The sequence below is a fragment of the Streptomyces sp. B1I3 genome, from assembly GCF_030816615.1.
In the GTDB taxonomy this organism is placed as follows: domain Bacteria; phylum Actinomycetota; class Actinomycetes; order Streptomycetales; family Streptomycetaceae; genus Streptomyces.
The window spans coordinates 4,041,137-4,059,227 of record NZ_JAUSYD010000001.1; the positions used below are offsets into that span (position 1 = coordinate 4,041,137).

15 protein-coding genes and 1 tRNA gene are annotated in these 18,091 nt (G+C 68.8%); 12 read left to right on the forward strand and 4 right to left on the reverse strand.

What is annotated here, in order from left to right; all coding sequences use genetic code 11:
• Window positions 1-3 precede the first annotated feature (3 nt).
• The 3 genes from yidD to rpmH are packed head-to-tail and all read right to left on the reverse strand — an operon-like array spanning window position 4 to window position 887.
• The gene (gene yidD, locus QFZ58_RS18590) at window positions 4-363 is read right to left on the reverse strand and encodes a membrane protein insertion efficiency factor YidD (protein WP_307126019.1); all 360 of its coding nucleotides are present in this window, start codon (window positions 361-363) and stop codon (window positions 4-6) included.
• Entirely contained in the window at window positions 360-731 is a 372-nt protein-coding gene (rnpA, locus tag QFZ58_RS18595; RefSeq protein ID WP_307126020.1) for a ribonuclease P protein component, read from the reverse strand. Before rnpA ends, yidD begins: the two co-directional genes overlap by 4 nt.
• Before the next feature lie 18 nt (window positions 732-749).
• A complete protein-coding gene (rpmH, locus tag QFZ58_RS18600) occupies window positions 750-887 on the reverse strand; it encodes a 50S ribosomal protein L34 (RefSeq protein ID WP_014047156.1) in 138 nt (45 codons plus the stop codon).
• A gap of 381 nt (window positions 888-1,268) precedes the next feature.
• On the opposite strand from rpmH, the gene dnaA reads away from it, so the two are divergent.
• The 10 genes from dnaA (at window position 1,269) to QFZ58_RS18650 (ending at window position 14,564) form a co-directional block, all read left to right on the forward strand.
• Window positions 1,269-3,047: a chromosomal replication initiator protein DnaA gene (gene dnaA / locus QFZ58_RS18605; RefSeq protein WP_307126022.1), complete on the forward strand. Its 1,779-nt coding sequence runs from the start codon at window positions 1,269-1,271 to the stop codon at window positions 3,045-3,047.
• A 1,018-nt stretch (window positions 3,048-4,065) separates the two neighbouring features.
• Complete coding sequence (dnaN, locus tag QFZ58_RS18610; RefSeq protein ID WP_307126023.1) at window positions 4,066-5,196, forward strand: DNA polymerase III subunit beta; 1,131 nt, start codon at window positions 4,066-4,068, stop codon at window positions 5,194-5,196.
• 133 nt (window positions 5,197-5,329) lie between these two features.
• Window positions 5,330-6,208, forward strand: coding sequence for a phosphogluconate dehydrogenase (NAD(+)-dependent, decarboxylating) (gene gnd, locus QFZ58_RS18615; RefSeq protein WP_307126024.1), 879 nt, complete (start codon window positions 5,330-5,332; stop codon window positions 6,206-6,208).
• A 52-nt stretch (window positions 6,209-6,260) separates the two neighbouring features.
• Entirely contained in the window at window positions 6,261-7,391 is a 1,131-nt protein-coding gene (gene recF / locus QFZ58_RS18620; RefSeq protein WP_307126025.1) for a DNA replication/repair protein RecF, read from the forward strand.
• A gap of 59 nt (window positions 7,392-7,450) precedes the next feature.
• Entirely contained in the window at window positions 7,451-7,954 is a 504-nt protein-coding gene (locus QFZ58_RS18625; RefSeq protein WP_307128915.1) for a DUF721 domain-containing protein, read from the forward strand.
• A 438-nt stretch (window positions 7,955-8,392) separates the two neighbouring features.
• Window positions 8,393-10,462, forward strand: a complete 2,070-nt coding sequence (gyrB, locus tag QFZ58_RS18630) for a DNA topoisomerase (ATP-hydrolyzing) subunit B (RefSeq protein WP_307126026.1) — start codon at window positions 8,393-8,395, stop codon at window positions 10,460-10,462.
• Between the two features lie 46 nt (window positions 10,463-10,508).
• Window positions 10,509-13,136, forward strand: a complete 2,628-nt coding sequence (gyrA, locus tag QFZ58_RS18635) for a DNA gyrase subunit A (RefSeq protein ID WP_307126027.1) — start codon at window positions 10,509-10,511, stop codon at window positions 13,134-13,136.
• Window positions 13,137-13,229: 93 nt separating this feature from the next.
• Window positions 13,230-13,826 carry a DUF3566 domain-containing protein gene (locus tag QFZ58_RS18640; RefSeq protein WP_307126028.1) on the forward strand — a complete coding sequence of 199 codons (597 nt, stop codon included), beginning with the start codon at window positions 13,230-13,232 and terminating at the stop codon, window positions 13,824-13,826.
• 71 nt (window positions 13,827-13,897) lie between these two features.
• Window positions 13,898-13,974 (forward strand) — tRNA-Ile (locus tag QFZ58_RS18645).
• Between the two features lie 308 nt (window positions 13,975-14,282).
• Complete coding sequence (locus QFZ58_RS18650; protein ID WP_307126029.1) at window positions 14,283-14,564, forward strand: WGxxGxxG family protein; 282 nt, start codon at window positions 14,283-14,285, stop codon at window positions 14,562-14,564.
• Between the two features lie 658 nt (window positions 14,565-15,222).
• Here the strand turns inward: QFZ58_RS18650 and QFZ58_RS18655 are convergent.
• Entirely contained in the window at window positions 15,223-15,588 is a 366-nt protein-coding gene (locus tag QFZ58_RS18655) for a DUF6344 domain-containing protein (RefSeq protein WP_307126030.1), read from the reverse strand.
• A 316-nt stretch (window positions 15,589-15,904) separates the two neighbouring features.
• Between QFZ58_RS18655 and QFZ58_RS18660 the strand changes: the two genes are divergently transcribed.
• Window positions 15,905-16,039, forward strand: a complete 135-nt coding sequence (locus tag QFZ58_RS18660; protein ID WP_003958712.1) for a DLW-39 family protein — start codon at window positions 15,905-15,907, stop codon at window positions 16,037-16,039.
• Window positions 16,040-16,755: 716 nt separating this feature from the next.
• Complete coding sequence (locus QFZ58_RS18665; protein WP_307126031.1) at window positions 16,756-18,078, forward strand: hypothetical protein; 1,323 nt, start codon at window positions 16,756-16,758, stop codon at window positions 18,076-18,078.
• Window positions 18,079-18,091: the final 13 nt, after the last annotated feature.

Consider the following 18,091-nt stretch of genomic DNA (forward strand, 5'->3'; position numbering starts at 1 on the left):
TAATCAGGCTCCTTGAGCATTGGGCGAGGTCTCTGTGGCCGGGCTCAGGGGTTCGGAGACCGACCCCCCGGACGGCACATCGGCGGCGGAGTCCCCGCCCTTGCCGCCACGCGCACGGTTGCGCAGCAGTTCGTGCCAACGCGGACGTTTGCGTGGCGGTACGTGATCCACGCCGCCGGGTGACCACGGATTGCACCGCAGGATGCGCCATGCGGTCAGCGCGGTTCCCTTGATCGCACCGTGCCGGTCGATCGCCGTATATCCATAGTGGGAACACGACGGGTAGTAGCGGCAGACGGGCCCGAGGAGAGGGCTGATCGTCCACTGGTACAGCTTGATGAGAGCCAGCAGCGGGTACTTCATCGCGCGCCCCCTCCCAGCAGCCGCTCCAGAGCGGCATCCAGGTCTCGGGCCAGCTGTGCATGATCGGCGTCACCCGATCCGGGCAGCGCTCGTACGACAACAAGGCTACCGGCGGGCAGCTGAGCGAGCCGCTCGCGGACCAGGTGGCGAAGCCTTCGCTTCACCGCGGTCCGCACGACTGCTCCACCCACTGCTTTGCTGACGACGAAACCCGCACGCGGCGGGGGAGCACTCTCCCCAGTCACGTGCGGGTCCGTGGCACCGCTGCGTAGATGTACGACGAGAAGCGGACGTCCGGCCCGACGCCCACGCCGTACTGCGGTCGCGAAGTCCTCGCGCCGCCTCAGCCGATTCTCGGTAGGCAGCACGTCATGACCTGGCCGCGATCAGGCGGAAAGGTTGGCGCGACCCTTGCCACGGCGGTTCGCGAGAATCGCGCGGCCGGCACGGGTACGCATACGCAGCCGGAAGCCGTGGGTCTTGGCGCGACGACGGTTGTTCGGCTGGAAGGTGCGCTTGCTCACTCGGGGGCTCCAGAAATGATTCGTGTGTTGGCGGGACATCGCCTGGCTGTCACCGTGCGCCCACGAGGAACTCGCGTAAACGCCTTAGTGCACCGCTTCACAATCACAGATCGTGATCTTTGCCCATCGGAGGCAGGCGGCAGCAGCCATCGACAACTCGACCTGGCCACGGTACGCGCGGCTGCGCCGTCGGGTCAAACCCGCTCCGCGCCACCCCCTGCTGTACACAGCCTGTGGACAACGACTTGAACCGTGCGGGTCGGCCTGACTACCGTGGCTGAACTCCGGTTCTTTTCCTTCCCCCCTGCCGGGCCTCACCCGACCCGACCCATCCCGTCCCGAGAACCACACATTCGTGGGACATGCGAGAGAGCGTGCCTTGTGGCTGACGTACCTGCCGATCTTGCCGCAGTGTGGCCACGCGTGCTGGACCAACTCCTCGGGGAGGGTCAGCAGGGCATCGAGCCGAAGGACAAGCAGTGGATCGAGCGCTGCCAGCCGCTGGCCCTCGTCGCCGACACCGCGCTGCTGGCCGTACCGAACGAGTGGGGCAAGCGGGTGCTGGAGGGCCGGCTCGCGCCGCTCATCAGCGAGACGCTCACCCGTGAGTGCGGGCGCCCGATCCGGATCGCGATCACGGTCGACGACTCGGCGGGCGAGCCTCCGGGCCCGCCCGCACCCCCCATGCACCCGCCGCACCAGGGCCAGCAGTCCCACCGCTACCAGGGACCGCAGCGGGACGAGCCCTCGCACAACGACGGGTACGACGGTTACGGTCACCGGCCGGCCGACGACGGCATGCCGACGGCCCGCCCCGCCTACCCGGACTACCAGCAGCAGCGACCCGAGCCCGGGGCCTGGCCCCGCGCCCAGGAGGATCTCTGGCAGCCCCGCCACGGCGGGTACCAGGACCGCGATCCGTACGCGAACGTGCGCCCGCAGCAGCCGCAGCACGACTACCGGCCGCAGCCGCCCGAGCTCCAGGGGTACGACCCGCAGCGGGACGGCCGCGACCGGCACGAGCACCAGGATCAGCAGCCGCAGCACCGCCAGGGCGGCACCGGCAGGCCCGGAGGCGGCGGCCCCATGGGAACGGGCTCCGCGCCCGCGCCGGGCACCACCGAGCCGCACGCCCGGCTGAATCCGAAGTACCTCTTCGACACCTTCGTCATCGGCGCGTCCAACCGCTTCGCGCACGCCGCGGCCGTCGCCGTCGCCGAGGCTCCGGCCAAGGCGTACAACCCCCTCTTCATCTACGGGGAGTCAGGGCTCGGCAAGACGCACCTGCTCCATGCCATCGGGCACTACGCGCGCAGCCTCTATCCGGGCACCCGCGTGCGGTACGTGAGTTCCGAGGAGTTCACCAACGAGTTCATCAACTCGATCCGCGACGGCAAGGGCGACACCTTCCGCAAGCGTTACCGCGACGTGGACATCCTCCTGGTCGACGACATCCAGTTCCTGGCGAGCAAGGAGTCGACGCAGGAGGAGTTCTTCCACACCTTCAACACGCTCCACAACGCCAACAAGCAGATCGTTCTCTCCTCGGACCGGCCGCCCAAGCAACTGGTGACGCTCGAGGACAGGTTGCGCAACCGGTTCGAGTGGGGCCTCACCACCGACGTGCAGCCGCCCGAACTGGAAACGCGTATCGCGATCCTCCGCAAGAAGGCGGTGCAGGAGCAGCTCAACGCCCCGCCGGAGGTGCTGGAGTTCATCGCCTCGCGGATCTCGCGCAACATCCGCGAGCTGGAGGGAGCGCTCATCCGGGTGACCGCCTTCGCGAGCCTCAACCGGCAGCCGGTGGATCTCGGCCTCACCGAGATCGTGCTCAAGGACCTGATTCCGGGCGGGGAGGACACGGCTCCCGAGATCACCGCGCCGGCCATCATGGCGGCGACCGCCGACTACTTCGGTCTGACGGTGGAGGATCTCTGCGGTTCCTCCCGCAGTCGCGTCCTGGTGACGGCACGACAGATCGCGATGTATCTCTGCCGCGAACTGACGGATCTCTCCCTGCCGAAGATCGGGGCCCAGTTCGGCGGCCGCGACCACACCACCGTCATGCACGCCGACCGGAAGATCCGGGCGCTGATGGCGGAGCGGCGTTCCATCTACAACCAGGTCACCGAGCTCACCAACCGCATCAAGAACGGCTGACAGGCTCCGGCACAGGCCCAGCCCCGCCACCTCGCCCCGCCGCCCCCGGACCGAGGCGCATAGGCGGGGGTCCGGACGGGCCGACAGCCCCGGCACGCGCACCCGGCGCCCCGTGAGGACCCAGAAGTCCTCACGGGGCGTTTCTGCGTCGCCAGGAGGAGGGCGAAAGCCTCACCGGGAGGCCGCACGGAGGCTTCCGGACGGGCGACAGGCACCTCTCCGGAGCGGTGGCGGGCCACCCGAGACGTGCCCGGTGTTCGAATACGTGCCGCGAGGGGGCCCTTCTCCACAGATGGAGGGGGAATCGGGCGTCCACAGCCTGGGGACTGCGAAGTTGTCCAGATTGCATCCACAGGGCGCGCTGCCGATACTCCATCAGGCCAGGTCACGCCCCTGGGGATTTGTGGCCAACGATGATCCACAGGCTGTGGACAAATTTTTCATCCACAGGGGCACGCTGGCGTTGTCCACCGGCCGCCCACAGCCAGGGCCGCATTGTCCCCAGCTTCTCCACACCCCTGTCCACTGTTCGGCAACCCGACACCGCCTTTCACTGCCAAGAGTGAAAGGCGTCACACCAAGGAGCTCGATTGGTCTGTGGGGAACGTGGGTAAAGCTGGGGACAGCCCTGGGGAGAAGTCACCCCTGCCTGTGCACCGGGTGTGCAGAACTTTCGTGTGTCCACAGAAACGTCTGGTTGTCCACCGGTGCCACCCACAGGGTCGGTGGACAAAAAACCGCTGCTGACCTGCGCAGACGACGTTATCCACGGTTTCCACAGGGCCTACTACTACTACCACTCAGAGTTAGCCAGGAATCCGCTTCGAAGTGGGGCCTGTGCACAACTCGAGCCTCGAGCTCCGTGGGCCTCTTGTCGCGACTTGACCCCGAGCAGCAACGAGTGTCGGCGCCGTACGTCAGACTGGACCCCGGCGGCCTACCCAGCCCAACGGCAGGAAGCCCCGACCAGACGACGAAGGCCAGCAGGGCGAGCGAGCAACAGCAGGAGGCGGTTCCGGTGAAGATCCGGGTGGAGCGCGATGTACTCGCGGAGGCGGTGGCCTGGGTGGCCCGCAGCCTCCCGGCCCGTCCGCCGGCGCCCGTTCTCGCGGGCCTTCTGCTGAAGGCTGAGGACGGCGCCCTCAGCTTCTCGAGCTTCGACTACGAGGTCTCGGCCAGGGTCTCCGTGGACGCGGAGATCGAGGAGGACGGCACGGTGCTCGTCTCCGGCCGGCTGCTCGCCGACATCTGCCGCGCCCTGCCCAACCGGCCGGTGGAGATCTCCACCGACGGTGTGCGTGCCACGGTGGTCTGCGGCTCCTCGCGATTCACACTCCACACACTGCCTGTGGAGGAGTACCCGGCACTTCCGCAGATGCCGACCGCGACCGGCACCGTGCCCGGCGAGGTCTTCGCCTCCGCTGCCGCGCAGGTCGCCATCGCGGCCGGCCGCGACGACACGCTGCCCGTCCTGACCGGCGTCCGGATCGAGATCGAGGGCGACACCGTCACCCTCGCGTCGACCGACCGCTACCGCTTTGCGGTGCGTGAGTTCCTGTGGAAGCCGGAGAACCCGGACGCCTCCGCCGTGGCCCTGGTGCCCGCCAAGACCCTCCTGGACACAGCCAAGGCGCTCACCAGCGGTGACACGGTCACCCTCGCGCTCTCCAGCTCGGGCGCGGGTGAGGGCCTCATCGGCTTCGAGGGCGCGGGCCGGCGTACGACCACGCGGCTGCTCGAGGGCGACCTGCCGAAGTACCGCACCCTCTTCCCCACCGAGTTCAACTCGGTCGCCGTCATCGAGACCGCGCCGTTCGTCGAGGCCGTGAAGCGCGTGGCTCTCGTCGCCGAGCGCAACACTCCGGTGCGGCTCAGCTTCGAGCAGGGCGTGCTGATCCTCGAGGCGGGTTCCAGCGACGACGCACAGGCTGTGGAGCGTGTCGACGCCGTGCTCGAGGGCGACGACATCTCGATCGCCTTCAACCCGACCTTCCTGCTGGACGGCCTCAGTGCGATCGACTCCCCGGTCGCCCAGCTCTCCTTCACGACGTCGACCAAGCCGGCCCTGCTCAGCGGCCGTCCGGCTGTCGACGCCGAGGCGGACGACGCCTACAAGTACCTGATCATGCCGGTCCGGCTCTCCGGCTGACCCGGCGGTCGTCCCCTCTGTGCGGCACTTCCCGGCGGGCCCGCTCAGCGCGGAGCGGGCCCGCCGTCCTGCCCCCGGCCGGGCGTAGGCTCGGACCTGGGTACGAATCGGCACAACGCTTAAGGAATCTCTGATGGAGCTCGGTCTCGTCGGACTCGGCAAGATGGGCGGCAACATGCGCGAGCGCATCCGCCGCGCAGGCCACACCGTCGTCGGTTACGACCGCAACCCGGACGTCGCCGATGTCCACAGCCTCGAAGAGCTTGTGGGCAAGCTCAAGGGTCCGCGGGTCGTGTGGGTGATGGTCCCGGCCGGTGCCGCGACCCAGTCCACCATCGACGAGCTGGCCGACCTGCTCTCCCCGGGCGACGTCGTCGTGGACGGTGGGAACTCCCGCTGGACCGACGACGAGAAGCACGCCGTCGAGCTCGGCCTCAAGGACATCGGCTTCGTCGACTGCGGTGTCTCCGGTGGTGTCTGGGGCCTGGAGAACGGCTACGCCCTGATGTACGGCGGCACCGAGGAGAACGTCGCGAAGGTCCAGCCGATCTTCGACGCGCTCAAGCCCGAGGGCGACTTCGGATCCGTCCACGCGGGCAAGGTCGGTGCCGGCCACTTCGCCAAGATGGTCCACAACGGCATCGAGTACGCCATGATGCAGGCCTACGCCGAGGGCTGGGAGCTGCTGGAGAAGGTCGACTCCGTCACGGACGTGCGCGAGGTCTTCCGCTCCTGGCAGGAGGGCACGGTCATCCGGTCCTGGCTGCTCGACCTGGCGGTCAACGCGCTGGACGACGACGAGCACCTCGACCAGCTCCGCGGATTCGCCGCCGACTCCGGCGAGGGCCGGTGGACGGTCGAGGCCGCCATCGACAACGCGGTCCCGCTGCCGGCGATCACCGCGTCCCTCTTCGCGCGCTTCGCCTCGCGGCAGGACGACTCGCCGCAGATGAAGATGATCGCCGCGCTGCGCAACCAGTTCGGCGGACACGCGGTCGAGAACAAGAAGTAGTACGCAGCACAGCGGCACACAGCGGAGCACGAAGTCGGGAAGGTCGGCGACCATGCACGTCACGCATCTCTCGCTGGCCGACTTCCGCTCGTACGCCCGGGTCGAAGTTCCTCTCGACCCGGGCGTCACCGTGTTCGTGGGAGCCAACGGCCAGGGCAAGACCAACCTCGTCGAGGCGGTCGGATATCTGGCGACCCTCGGCAGCCACCGGGTGTCGTCCGACGCCCCCCTGGTACGGATGGGCGCGGAGCGTGCCGTCGTGCGGGCCGCGGTCACCCAGGGCGAGCGCTCGCAGCTGATCGAGCTGGAGCTCAACCCCGGTCGTGCCAATCGGGCCCGGATCAACAGGTCGTCGCAGGTGCGGCCCCGGGACGTCCTGGGCATAGTCCGGACCGTGCTGTTCGCCCCGGAGGACCTGGCCCTGGTGAAGGGCGACCCGGGCGAGCGGCGGCGATTCCTGGACGAGATGATCACCGCGCGCTCCCCGCGCATGGCCGGTGTCCGGTCCGACTACGACCGGGTGCTGAAGCAGCGCAACACCCTCCTGAAGTCCGCGGCGATGGCCCGCAGGCACGGCGGCCGGTCGATGGATCTCTCCACGCTCGACGTATGGGACCAGCATCTGGGCCGGGTGGGGGCGGAGCTGCTGGCGCAGCGCCTCGATCTCATCGCGACCCTGCAGCCGCTGGCCGACAAGGCCTACGCGGACGTCGCCCCTGGAGGCGGCCCGGTGACGCTCGAGTACCGAAGCTCGATCGGTGCCGGGGTGGAGCCGGCCCGGACCCGCGAGGAGTTGTACGAGCAGGTCATGGCAGCACTCGCGGAGGCCCGCAAACAGGAGATCGAGCGGGGCGTCACGCTCGTCGGCCCGCACCGTGACGACCTGGTGCTCGGGCTGCGGGGGATGCCGGCCAAGGGGTACGCGAGTCACGGCGAGTCTTGGTCGTACGCGTTGGCGCTGCGCCTGGCCTCCTACGATCTGCTGCGCGGCGAAGGCAACGAGCCGGTGCTCGTGCTGGACGACGTCTTCGCCGAGCTGGACGTGCGCCGACGTGAGCGGCTGGCCGAGCTCGTGGCGCCGGGTGAGCAGGTACTGGTGACCGCCGCGGTCGACGACGACGTCCCGGGCATCCTGGCGGGGGCCAGGTACACGGTCTCCGCGGGTGGGGTGGAGCGGCTGTGAGCGGTGCGGGTGACAGCCAGGGAGCGGCCCCGGACCCTGCCGGGGCTCCGCAGCCCGAGGTGTCGGGCGTCGATCTGGCCCGGGTGGCGTTGCGCGCCGCGAAGGAACAGGCCCGTGCGCGGGGCGCGGCGGCCCAGCAGAAGAAGCAGGCCAGGCGGGGTGGTGGACTGCGCTCAGGGGCGCGGTCCGACGGCCGTGACCCGTTGCCTCTCGGATCGGCTATCAACCGGCTGATCACCGAGCGCGGCTGGGAGACCCCGGCGGCGGTGGGTGGTGTGATGGGCCGCTGGCCGCAGATCGTCGGAGACGACCTGGCCAATCACTGTGTGCCTCTGCGTTACGACGAGGATCCGGACCAGCGGGTGCTGACGGTGCAGTGCGACTCGACGGCGTGGGCGACGCAGCTGCGTCTGCTGGCACCGCAGCTGGTGGCCCGGCTGAACGCGGACCTGGGCCAGGGCACCGTACGGATGATCAAGGTGCTGGGTCCGGGAGGGCCTCAGCAGAGATTCGGCCCTCTGCGGGCGCCCGGGAGCAAGGGCCCCGGAGACACCTACGGCTGAGGGAGCGGGGGCGCTCCGGCCCCGCCGGCCTCTCGACCCGCCGGCCACGCCCCGGTCCGGGGCTCGGCGCCCCGTGGTCCACGATTCCTTCACGAGTGTTCCGTCCCGTTATGCCCCGGTCGGAAGACAACCTTCCCTTTCCCTTTTGTGCGGTTCTGTCAGTGAGTGTCCCGAGCGGGTGGGGTGAGGCGTCCCTCACCGTAGCCGGAGGTTGACAGGTCGAAGCGCACAATGCCCGCGTGAGCCTCTCAGGGCCCCTTCCCGAATATGGGGAGTCGTCAGCCGCTCATTCAGGGCGGCACATGCGGACTCAGGTACCGGCAAACCCCCATTCATGTCGGCGCTACCGGTAGACTGATGGGAAATCCCGCCTCCGTGCGGGAGTCGTCGATACAAGCCGAACGACGCAGCCGCTCCCGTCTGCCCGGAGAACGGCCTGTGCTGTGCCAGAAAGGGCGCTTCGTGGCCGATTCCGGCAACCCCAACGAGAACATTTCCTCCACAGCCGGTGAGCACGGCGAGGTAACCGCCTCGTACGACGCCAGCGCGATCACGGTCCTCGAAGGCCTGGACGCGGTCCGCAAGCGACCTGGCATGTACATCGGCTCGACCGGTGAGCGCGGTCTCCACCACCTCGTGCAGGAGGTCGTCGACAACTCGGTCGACGAGGCGATGGCCGGGCACGCGGACACCATCGACGTCACGATCCTCGCCGACGGCGGGGTGCGCGTGATCGACAACGGCCGCGGTATCCCGGTCGGTATCGTGCCGTCCGAAGGCAAGCCGGCCGTCGAGGTCGTGCTCACCGTCCTGCACGCGGGCGGAAAGTTCGGCGGCGGCGGATACGCCGTCTCCGGTGGTCTGCACGGCGTCGGTGTGTCCGTCGTCAACGCCCTGTCCACACGGGTCTCCGTCGAGGTCAGGACGGACGGCTACCGCTGGACCCAGGACTACAAGCTCGGCGTCCCGACCGCCCCGCTGGCCCGCCACGAGGCCACGGAGGAAACGGGGACGACCGTCACCTTCTGGGCCGACGGCGACGTCTTCGAGACGACCGACTACTCCTTCGAGACGCTCTCACGCCGCTTCCAGGAGATGGCGTTCCTCAACAAGGGACTCACCCTCAAGCTCACGGACGAGCGCGAGGCGGCGAAGGCCACGGTGGGCGCGGACAGCGCCGCGGCGGTCGACGTCCCCGACGAGGAGTCGACCCGCACGGTCACGTACCACTACGAGAACGGCATCGTCGACTTCGTCAAGTACCTCAACTCCCGCAAGGGTGACCTGATTCACCAGTCCGTGATCGACATCGAGGCCGAGGACAAGGAGCGACTCCTCTCGGCCGAGATCGCCATGCAGTGGAACACGCAGTACACGGAGGGCGTCTACTCCTTCGCCAACGCGATCCACACGCACGAGGGCGGTACGCACGAGGAGGGCTTCCGTGCGGCGCTGACCTCGCTGGTCAACCGGTACGCGCGTGACAAGAAGCTGCTGCGCGAGAAGGACGACAACCTCACCGGTGAGGACGTCCGCGAGGGTCTGACGGCGATCATCTCGGTCAAGCTGGGCGAGCCGCAGTTCGAGGGCCAGACGAAGACCAAGCTGGGCAACACGGAGGCCAAGACCTTCGTGCAGAAGGTCGTGCACGAGCAGCTGACGGACTGGTTCGACCGGAACCCCAACGAGGCCGCCGACATCATCCGCAAGGGCATCGCGGCGTCGACCGCCCGGGTGGCGGCCCGCAAGGCCCGCGACCTGACGCGCCGCAAGGGGCTCCTGGAGAGCGCCTCGCTGCCCGGCAAGCTGAGCGACTGCCAGTCCAACGACCCGACGAAGTGCGAGATCTTCATCGTCGAGGGTGACTCCGCCGGTGGTTCGGCGAAGTCCGGCCGTAACCCGATGTACCAGGCGATCCTGCCGATCCGAGGCAAGATCCTGAACGTCGAGAAGGCCCGGATCGACAAGATCCTGCAGAACACCGAGGTCCAGGCACTCATCTCCGCCTTCGGTACCGGTGTCCACGAGGACTTCGACATCGAGAAGCTCCGCTATCACAAGATCATTCTGATGGCGGACGCCGACGTCGACGGCCAGCACATCAACACCCTGCTGCTGACGTTCCTGTTCCGGTTCATGCGACCGCTGGTGGAGTCCGGGCACGTGTATCTCTCGCGCCCGCCGCTCTACAAGATCAAGTGGGGCCGTGACGACTTCGAGTACGCGTACTCGGACCGTGAGCGGGACGCGCTGGTGGAGCTCGGCAAGCAGAGCGGCAAGCGGATCAGGGAGGACTCGATCCAGCGCTTCAAGGGTCTCGGTGAGATGAACGCCGAGGAGCTGCGCATCACGACGATGGACCAGGACCACCGTGTTCTCGGCCAGGTGACGCTGGACGACGCGGCACAGGCCGACGACCTGTTCTCCGTGCTGATGGGCGAGGACGTCGAGGCGCGGCGTTCGTTCATCCAGCGCAACGCCAAGGACGTCCGCTTCCTCGACATCTGAGTCGGCCGCACAAGCAAGCCGCAGCTCGAAAGGACTTTGACCAGAAATGGCCGACGAGAACACCCCTGTGATGCCCGAAGAGGAGCCCCCCGTCCCGGGCGTGGGCATGCGCGTGGAGCCCGTGGGGCTCGAGACGGAGATGCAGCGCTCCTACCTCGACTACGCGATGTCCGTCATCGTCTCGCGCGCGCTGCCCGACGTGCGGGACGGTCTGAAGCCCGTCCACCGCCGGGTGCTGTACGCGATGTACGACGGCGGCTACCGGCCCGAAAAGGGCTTCTACAAGTGCGCCCGCGTCGTCGGTGACGTGATGGGCACGTACCACCCGCACGGCGACTCCTCGATCTACGACGCGCTCGTGCGCCTCGCGCAGCACTGGTCGATGCGCATGCCGCTGGTGGACTCCAACGGCAACTTCGGTTCTCCGGGCAATGACCCGGCCGCGGCGATGCGGTACACCGAGTGCAAGATGATGCCGCTGTCCATGGAGATGGTCCGGGACATCGACGAGGAGACCGTCGATTTCAAGGACAACTACGACGGCCGCAACCAGGAGCCGGTGGTTCTCCCGGCGCGCTTCCCGAACCTGCTGATCAACGGGTCTGCGGGCATCGCGGTCGGTATGGCCACCAACATCCCGCCGCACAACCTGCGCGAGGTCGCCGCCGGTGCGCAGTGGTACCTCGAGCACCCGGAGGCCTCGCACGAGGAGCTTCTGGACGCACTGCTCGAGCGGATCAAGGGCCCGGACTTCCCGACGGGCGCACTCGTCGTGGGCCGCAAGGGCATCGAGGAGGCGTACCGCACGGGCCGTGGCTCGATCACGATGCGCGCGGTCGTGGCGGTCGAGGAGATCCAGGGCCGGCAGTGCCTGGTGGTCACGGAGCTTCCCTACCAGACCAACCCCGACAACCTCGCGCAGAAGATCGCCGACCTGGTGAAGGACGGCAAGATCGGCGGGATCGCGGACGTGCGGGACGAGACGTCCTCGCGCACCGGTCAGCGTCTGGTCGTCGTGCTGAAGCGCGACGCCGTCGCCAAGGTCGTGCTGAACAACCTCTACAAGCACACCGACCTGCAGACGAACTTCGGCGCGAACATGCTGGCACTGGTCGACGGGGTGCCGCGCACGCTGTCGATCGACGCCTTCATCCGGCACTGGGTGACGCACCAGATCGAGGTCATCGTCCGGCGTACGCGGTTCCGGCTGCGCAAGGCCGAGGAGCGGGCGCACATCCTGCGCGGCCTGCTCAAGGCGCTGGACGCGATCGACGAGGTCATCGCCCTCATCCGTCGCAGCAACACGGTGGAGATCGCGCGTGAGGGCCTGATGGGCCTCCTGGAGATCGACGAGATCCAGGCCAATGCCATCCTGGAGATGCAGCTGCGCCGGCTGGCCGCGCTGGAGCACCAGAAGATCACCGCGGAGCACGACGAACTCCAGGCGAAGATCAACGAGTACAACGCGATCCTGGCCTCGCCGGAGCGGCAGCGGACGATCGTGAGCGAGGAACTCGCGGCGATCGTCGACAAGTTCGGCGACGACCGGCGTTCCAAGCTGGTGCCGTTCGACGGCGACATGTCCATCGAGGACCTGATCGCCGAGGAGGACATCGTCGTCACGATCTCCCGCGGCGGCTATGTGAAGCGCACGAAGACGGACGACTACCGCTCGCAGAAGCGCGGCGGCAAGGGCGTGCGCGGTACGAAGCTGCGGGAAGACGACATCGTCGACCACTTCTTCGTGTCCACGACCCACCACTGGCTGCTGTTCTTCACGAACAAGGGCCGGGTCTACCGGGCCAAGGCGTACGAACTGCCGGACGCCGGCCGTGACGCGCGTGGCCAGCACGTGGCGAACCTGCTGGCCTTCCAGCCGGACGAGCAGATCGCGCAGATCCTGGCGATCCGCGACTACGAGGCCGCGCCCTATCTGATCCTGGCCACGAAGGGCGGTCTGGTGAAGAAGACCGCGCTGAAGGACTACGACTCCCCGCGCTCGGGCGGTGTCATCGCGATCAACCTGCGGGAGACGCAGGACGGCAGCGACGACGAGCTGATCGGTGCCGAACTGGTGTCGGCCGACGACGACCTGCTGCTCATCAGCAGGAAGGCGCAGTCGATCAGGTTCACCGCGACGGACGACTCGCTGCGTCCGATGGGACGCGCCACCTCGGGTGTGAAGGGCATGAGCTTCCGCGAGGGAGACGAACTGCTCTCGATGAATGTTGTACGGCCCGGTACGTTCGTGTTCACTGCCACCGACGGCGGATACGCGAAGCGCACCGCCGTCGACGAGTACCGCGTCCAGGGTCGTGGCGGTCTGGGTATCAAGGCCGCGAAGATCGTGGAGGACCGGGGATCACTCGTCGGTGCGCTGGTGGTGGAGGAAACGGACGAGATCCTCGCCATCACGCTCGGCGGTGGTGTGATTCGCACGCGAGTCAATGAAGTCAGGGAGACGGGCCGTGACACCATGGGCGTCCAACTGATCAATCTGGGCAAGCGCGATGCCGTCGTCGGTATCGCGCGCAACGCCGAGGCCGGTCGCGAGGCCGAAGAGGTCGACGGGACCGATGAAGCCGAAGGCGCCACGGTCGAGGCCCATGCCGAGAACGTGGTCGAGGGCACAGTCGAGGGCACGGAGCCTTCGGCCGGGGAGCACGAGGAGTAGAGCGTGAGTGGAGCCACGGGCGCCGGTTCGGCCGCTTCCGGAGCAGGTACGAACGGCGCCCGTGGCTCTGCCACGGACTCCCAAGGGGGCACTGTGACGGACACTCGGGGACCTCAGCCCCAGTACGAGGGCTACGCGACCGGGCCGTTGCCCGGCGAGCGGGAGCCCGCAGCGGGCCAGGCGGGGCCCTACCACCCGCCGCAGGCGTATCCGTCCCCCGCGGGCGGTACGCAGGGTGGCGGCACACAGGGCGGAGCACAGGGCGTGGGCGGCGTACAGGCGACCCGGTTGCCCCGGACAGGGGCGCGGACCACTCCGCGTACGCGCAAGGCGCGTCTGCGGGTGGCGAAGGCCGACCCGTGGTCGGTGATGAAGGTCAGCTTCCTGCTGTCCATCGCGCTCGGCATCTGCACGGTGGTCGCGGCCGCCGTCCTGTGGATGGTGATGGACGCGATGGGCGTCTTCTCCACCGTGGGCGGCACGATCAGCGAGGCCACCGGCTCGAACGAGAGCAACGGCTTCGATCTGCAGTCGTTCCTGTCGCTGCCGCGGGTGCTGATCTTCACGTCGGTCATCGCGGTGATCGACGTGGTGCTGGCCACCGCGCTGGCGACTCTGGGCGCCTTCATCTACAACCTGTCGGCGGGCTTCGTGGGCGGCGTCGAGCTCACGCTGGCCGAGGACGAGTAGGGCACCGGGTATCGATTTTGGGACTGGCCCCGACGTGCGCTAATCTTCAGAAGTCAGCGCAGCAGCGCGGCGGGGCTATAGCTCAGTTGGTTAGAGCGCATCCCTGATAAGGATGAGGCCACAGGTTCAAATCCTGTTAGCCCCACCAGTACGAAGGCCCCCACCGGAAGCGGTGGGGGCCTTCGGCGTCTCCGGCTGTCCTCAGCCCCGGCTGCGCTCCCCTCCGCGGGGCGCGCTTCCCGGCTCCACTCCGGGCGCCGCTTCCGACATACGGGTCGGTAGACCAAGTACTCATTCGGCCTAATGCCCCTCAGGGCTGCGGGGTCTGCGGCATGGGCTGAACCGCGATTCCGGGCAGGCCTTCATGCCCGGCGGAGTTGCGCGGCGCTCCGACGTCACGCGACATGGGTAGCAAGACCCCGTCGACGGGTCACAGAAGGAGGACCAATGCGTCGCATGACTGTCGGTGCCGTCCTGACCGCGGCTCTTCTTGCGGGGCCCGCTGCCGTCACCGCAGAAGCGCAGCCGCCGGGAGTGGCTCAAGCAGCTACCGTGCAGACCTCCCAGAGCCAAGCGCAAGATGACGACAAGAAGGACGATGACAACGGGGGATGGGGGATCTGGGGCCTCGCCGGCCTTCTGGGTCTGCTCGGTCTCGTTCCCCGTCGGCGGAAGACACCCGACACGGGGACCCACCGCGGCGGAGGAGCCGGCTCGCGCCCCACTGATCGTCCCTGAGTCAGAGGCTCCGTCAGTCCAGCTTCCTGGCTGACATCGCCGTCCGGCACCAACGCGGGCGAACGGAACCGGTTGGCGTCGTCTCTCCACGAACGACCCGTACCGGCGTGGCTCGGCCCGAGCGGCGTAGACGTGCGCCCGTGCTCGACCTGAGGGCGAGGCCACAGGTTCACATCCTGTCGGCCCTACCAGTACGAAGGCCCCCACCGGAAGCGGTGGGGGCCTTCGGCGTCTCCGGCTGTCCTCAGCCGGGCACGGTCTCCGAGGCGCTCCGCGGGCATCGTCACGGCTTCCGGATCACTGCCGGCCACTTCGTGGGTGTGGACGCCCATCGGTCACTACGACCCGCCGGCCTACGTGCGGTGGCTGCCCAGGCCTCCACGCCATGCTGATCGTGTTGCCGGTCGATCACCACGCGGTCCACCGCGGAGGAGCAAGGCGACAGGAAGGCGACACCATCGCCCTCGCATCTGCGGACACCATCAGGATCGAGCCCGCAGCGGAGACCGACCCGTCCGCATTCCCCCTCCACGCCCATGGAGCGGGGATCTGCGGGGAGGGGGCACGAGAAGCCAGGTGCGGGCCGTGTGCGCGCACGGAAAAGGCCCCCGCCGGCGTGAAACCGGGTCAGGGGCCCTGGGGGTCGTTCGCGGCTCACTCACGGCGGGAGCGGGGAGGAGTCCCCGGCGGGGGTGCCGCCGTGCGTGGACCGGGTGGCGTTCGTCATGTGTGCCGTGTCCGTGGCGTCCACGGACAGCTGGCGGGTGGCCGGCGAGGAACCGTGGGCCTCGGCCCGGATCCGCTGCTTCATCGTGGGCGGCAGCGCCCGGTCACGCGGAAGGGTCCAGCGCACCGACGGTGTCGTCGCGGTTGCGGCGCCCGCACCCGTGTGTTCGTGGGTCGTGGCCGCCGGCTCCGCGGTCGTGGCCTGGGCCTGGGCGGTGGCGAGGCCCAGCGACGCGAGAATCGCGAAGAATGCGGTGATGAAGGCGGTCCAGATGCTCTTGACCTTGAAGGCGCTCATGGCCCCTCGCTTTCAGGTGGTCCGGTTTGCTTACCTTTCCGATGATGTGGATGTGGCCTGCGGATTTCGGGACCGACGCCCCTCGTGCGCCGATCTTCGGATGAACACCACTCGTATGGTGCAACCGGCTCGGAGAAGCTCCTTCCGGAGCTGCCGGGCGCCCTCACGGGGGTCCGGACGAGGAGCTGACGAGGTGTGCAGGAGGTGCCGCAACAGGGCGGTGGCCGGGCCCCGGGGAGGTCACCGATCGGTATCGGTCGGTGTGTATAGTCGGGCCGCAGAAGTCCCTTACGTCAAGGAAAGACGAGGTCGCGCGGTGAAGAAGCTTCTCCTGGTCGCACTGGCTGCCATCGGCGGGCTCCTCGTGTACCGCCAGATCCAGGCGGATCGCGCCGAGCAGGATCTGTGGACGGAGGCGACCGACTCCGTGCCCGCAGGTTCGGGTGTGTGAGACGGAACAGTCTGATGCGGGCCCCGGTCGCTGAGCGGCCGGGGCTTCGTGCTGTCCGGGCCCCGGACCACCTCCTGTTGCGGGACGGGGACAGCTGTGCTCGCGAGTTCGCCGACGCGAATCATTTGGTTGCTTGAGCGAAACAGCCGGGATCGGTCGGCCGAGTGGGCTGTCGGCGAAGACGCGGACGAAGGCGCGGACGAAGGCGCGGACGGCGGGGAGACGCCGTCACGCGCGTGGCCACGGCTTCACGACGCCCCTCGGGGCTGGCCCTCGGGGCCAGGGGCGGCCGGGAGCACCCGGAACGGCGCGGGTCGCGGGTCGCCGCCCTCGGGGACGAGCCGACCTGTCCCGAGCGCGGCGTTCCCGTACCGGCCGAGAAGCCGGACGGACCGGAGCCGCGTTGGCCGGTGCCGAGCAGGCCCGAGCTGAGCGGGCCGGAGATGTGCGGGCCGGAGCTGAGCAGGCCGGAGATGGGCGGGCCGGAGATGGGCGGGCCCGAGGGCGGGCAAAGGCGGCGATTCGGTGATGGTCGCAGACAGCGGTGGTACGGGAGGGGCAGGATGGACCGGCATCGTGGTTGCTGCCGGAGCAGACGCCGCGGTCGTCCTGAACGCCGGGTTCGTCTTCTACGGGGCCGTCGCAGGACGGGTGAGCAGACGGAACGCAGGCGGCGGGAACGCGGAAGCGGGAACGCGGACGACGAGGGGAAGCGCGTGAACAGGCAGCGCAACACGGGCCGGGTGACGCTGGCGTCGATCGCGGCGATGTGCGCGGTGGCGGCGTTGCCGGGGCAGGCGCGCGCGGCCGGCGGCCCCGGGGCGTACACCTTCGACCCTGCCGCGACGGCGGTCCGCGGCGCGGAGACGAACGCCGACGCGGAGGAACTGAAGCCCGGTTCGGTCTACAGGAGTTCCATCGGGCAGGGGCAGAAGCTCTATTACCGCATCGAACTCGACGACACGACCAACGCCTACGTCTCGGCCGTGGTGGTGCCCAGGAAGGCCGGGAAGGTCGCCTACGGCGACGGCATCACGGTCAGCATCAGGGACCTCGACGACACCCGGTGCAGCTCCGAGGACGCGCGCTTCGAGTCGGCGGAGTTCCCGCGCCCGATCGCCGCGTACGCGCACCGGACCGTGGAGAAGGACAGCACCACGTGTGCGGCGGCCGGCACGTACAACGTGCTGATCGAGCGGGAGAGCAAGGCGACCTCGGCCCAGGACGCATGGGACCTCGAACTGCGCTACGAGTCCGAGCCGGCGCTCAAGAAGGACGAGGCGCCCCCGACCGAGGCCCCGGAGAACTGGCCCTCAGCCTCGCCGAACCCACCCTCCGGGAAGCAGAAGCGGTCCGGAGGCAGCGGCTACTACGACGCCACCGGTCTGGATACCGGTGAGTGGGTGGACACGATCGCTCCCGGACAGACGCGCTTCTACCGCGTGCCCGTGGACTGGGGCCAGCAGATCTTCGCGACGGCCGCGCTGAGCAACAGCAACAGGTCGACCGAGTACCTCGGCAACGCCCTCGCCGTGTCGCTGGACAACCCGGTGCGCGGCCATGTCGACGACGCGACGCTGTCCTACTCCGGGACACCCACCTCGGTGGCCCTGGATCCGCTGCCCCCGGTGGCGTACGAGAACCGTTACGCCTCGGCCTCGGACGTCAGCGCCATGCGCTTCGCGGGCTGGTACTACCTGTCGGTCTCGCTCGGCCCGGAGGTCGCCGAGCACTACGGGGACACGCCCATCGGGCTGACCCTCAAGGTCAGTGTCCGCAACGACGCCGGCCCGGCGCCCTACCAGGGGGCCGCCGGCATCTTCGGAGTCAGCGACGACGACCGTGACATGGCCAGGAACGGGCTGAGCGCTCCCCAGGCCGGGAACGGCGACACGATGGAGATGGTGGCCGTCGCCGGCATCGGGGCGGGCGCCGTGCTGGTGCTCGGTCTCGGCGTATGGACGCTGGTGGCCAGGCGGCGTGCAGTCCCCGCCGCGGGCGGCCCGCCGCCGCTCGGCGGGCCGCCCCGGTCCTGGTAGCGTCCGGACGCGT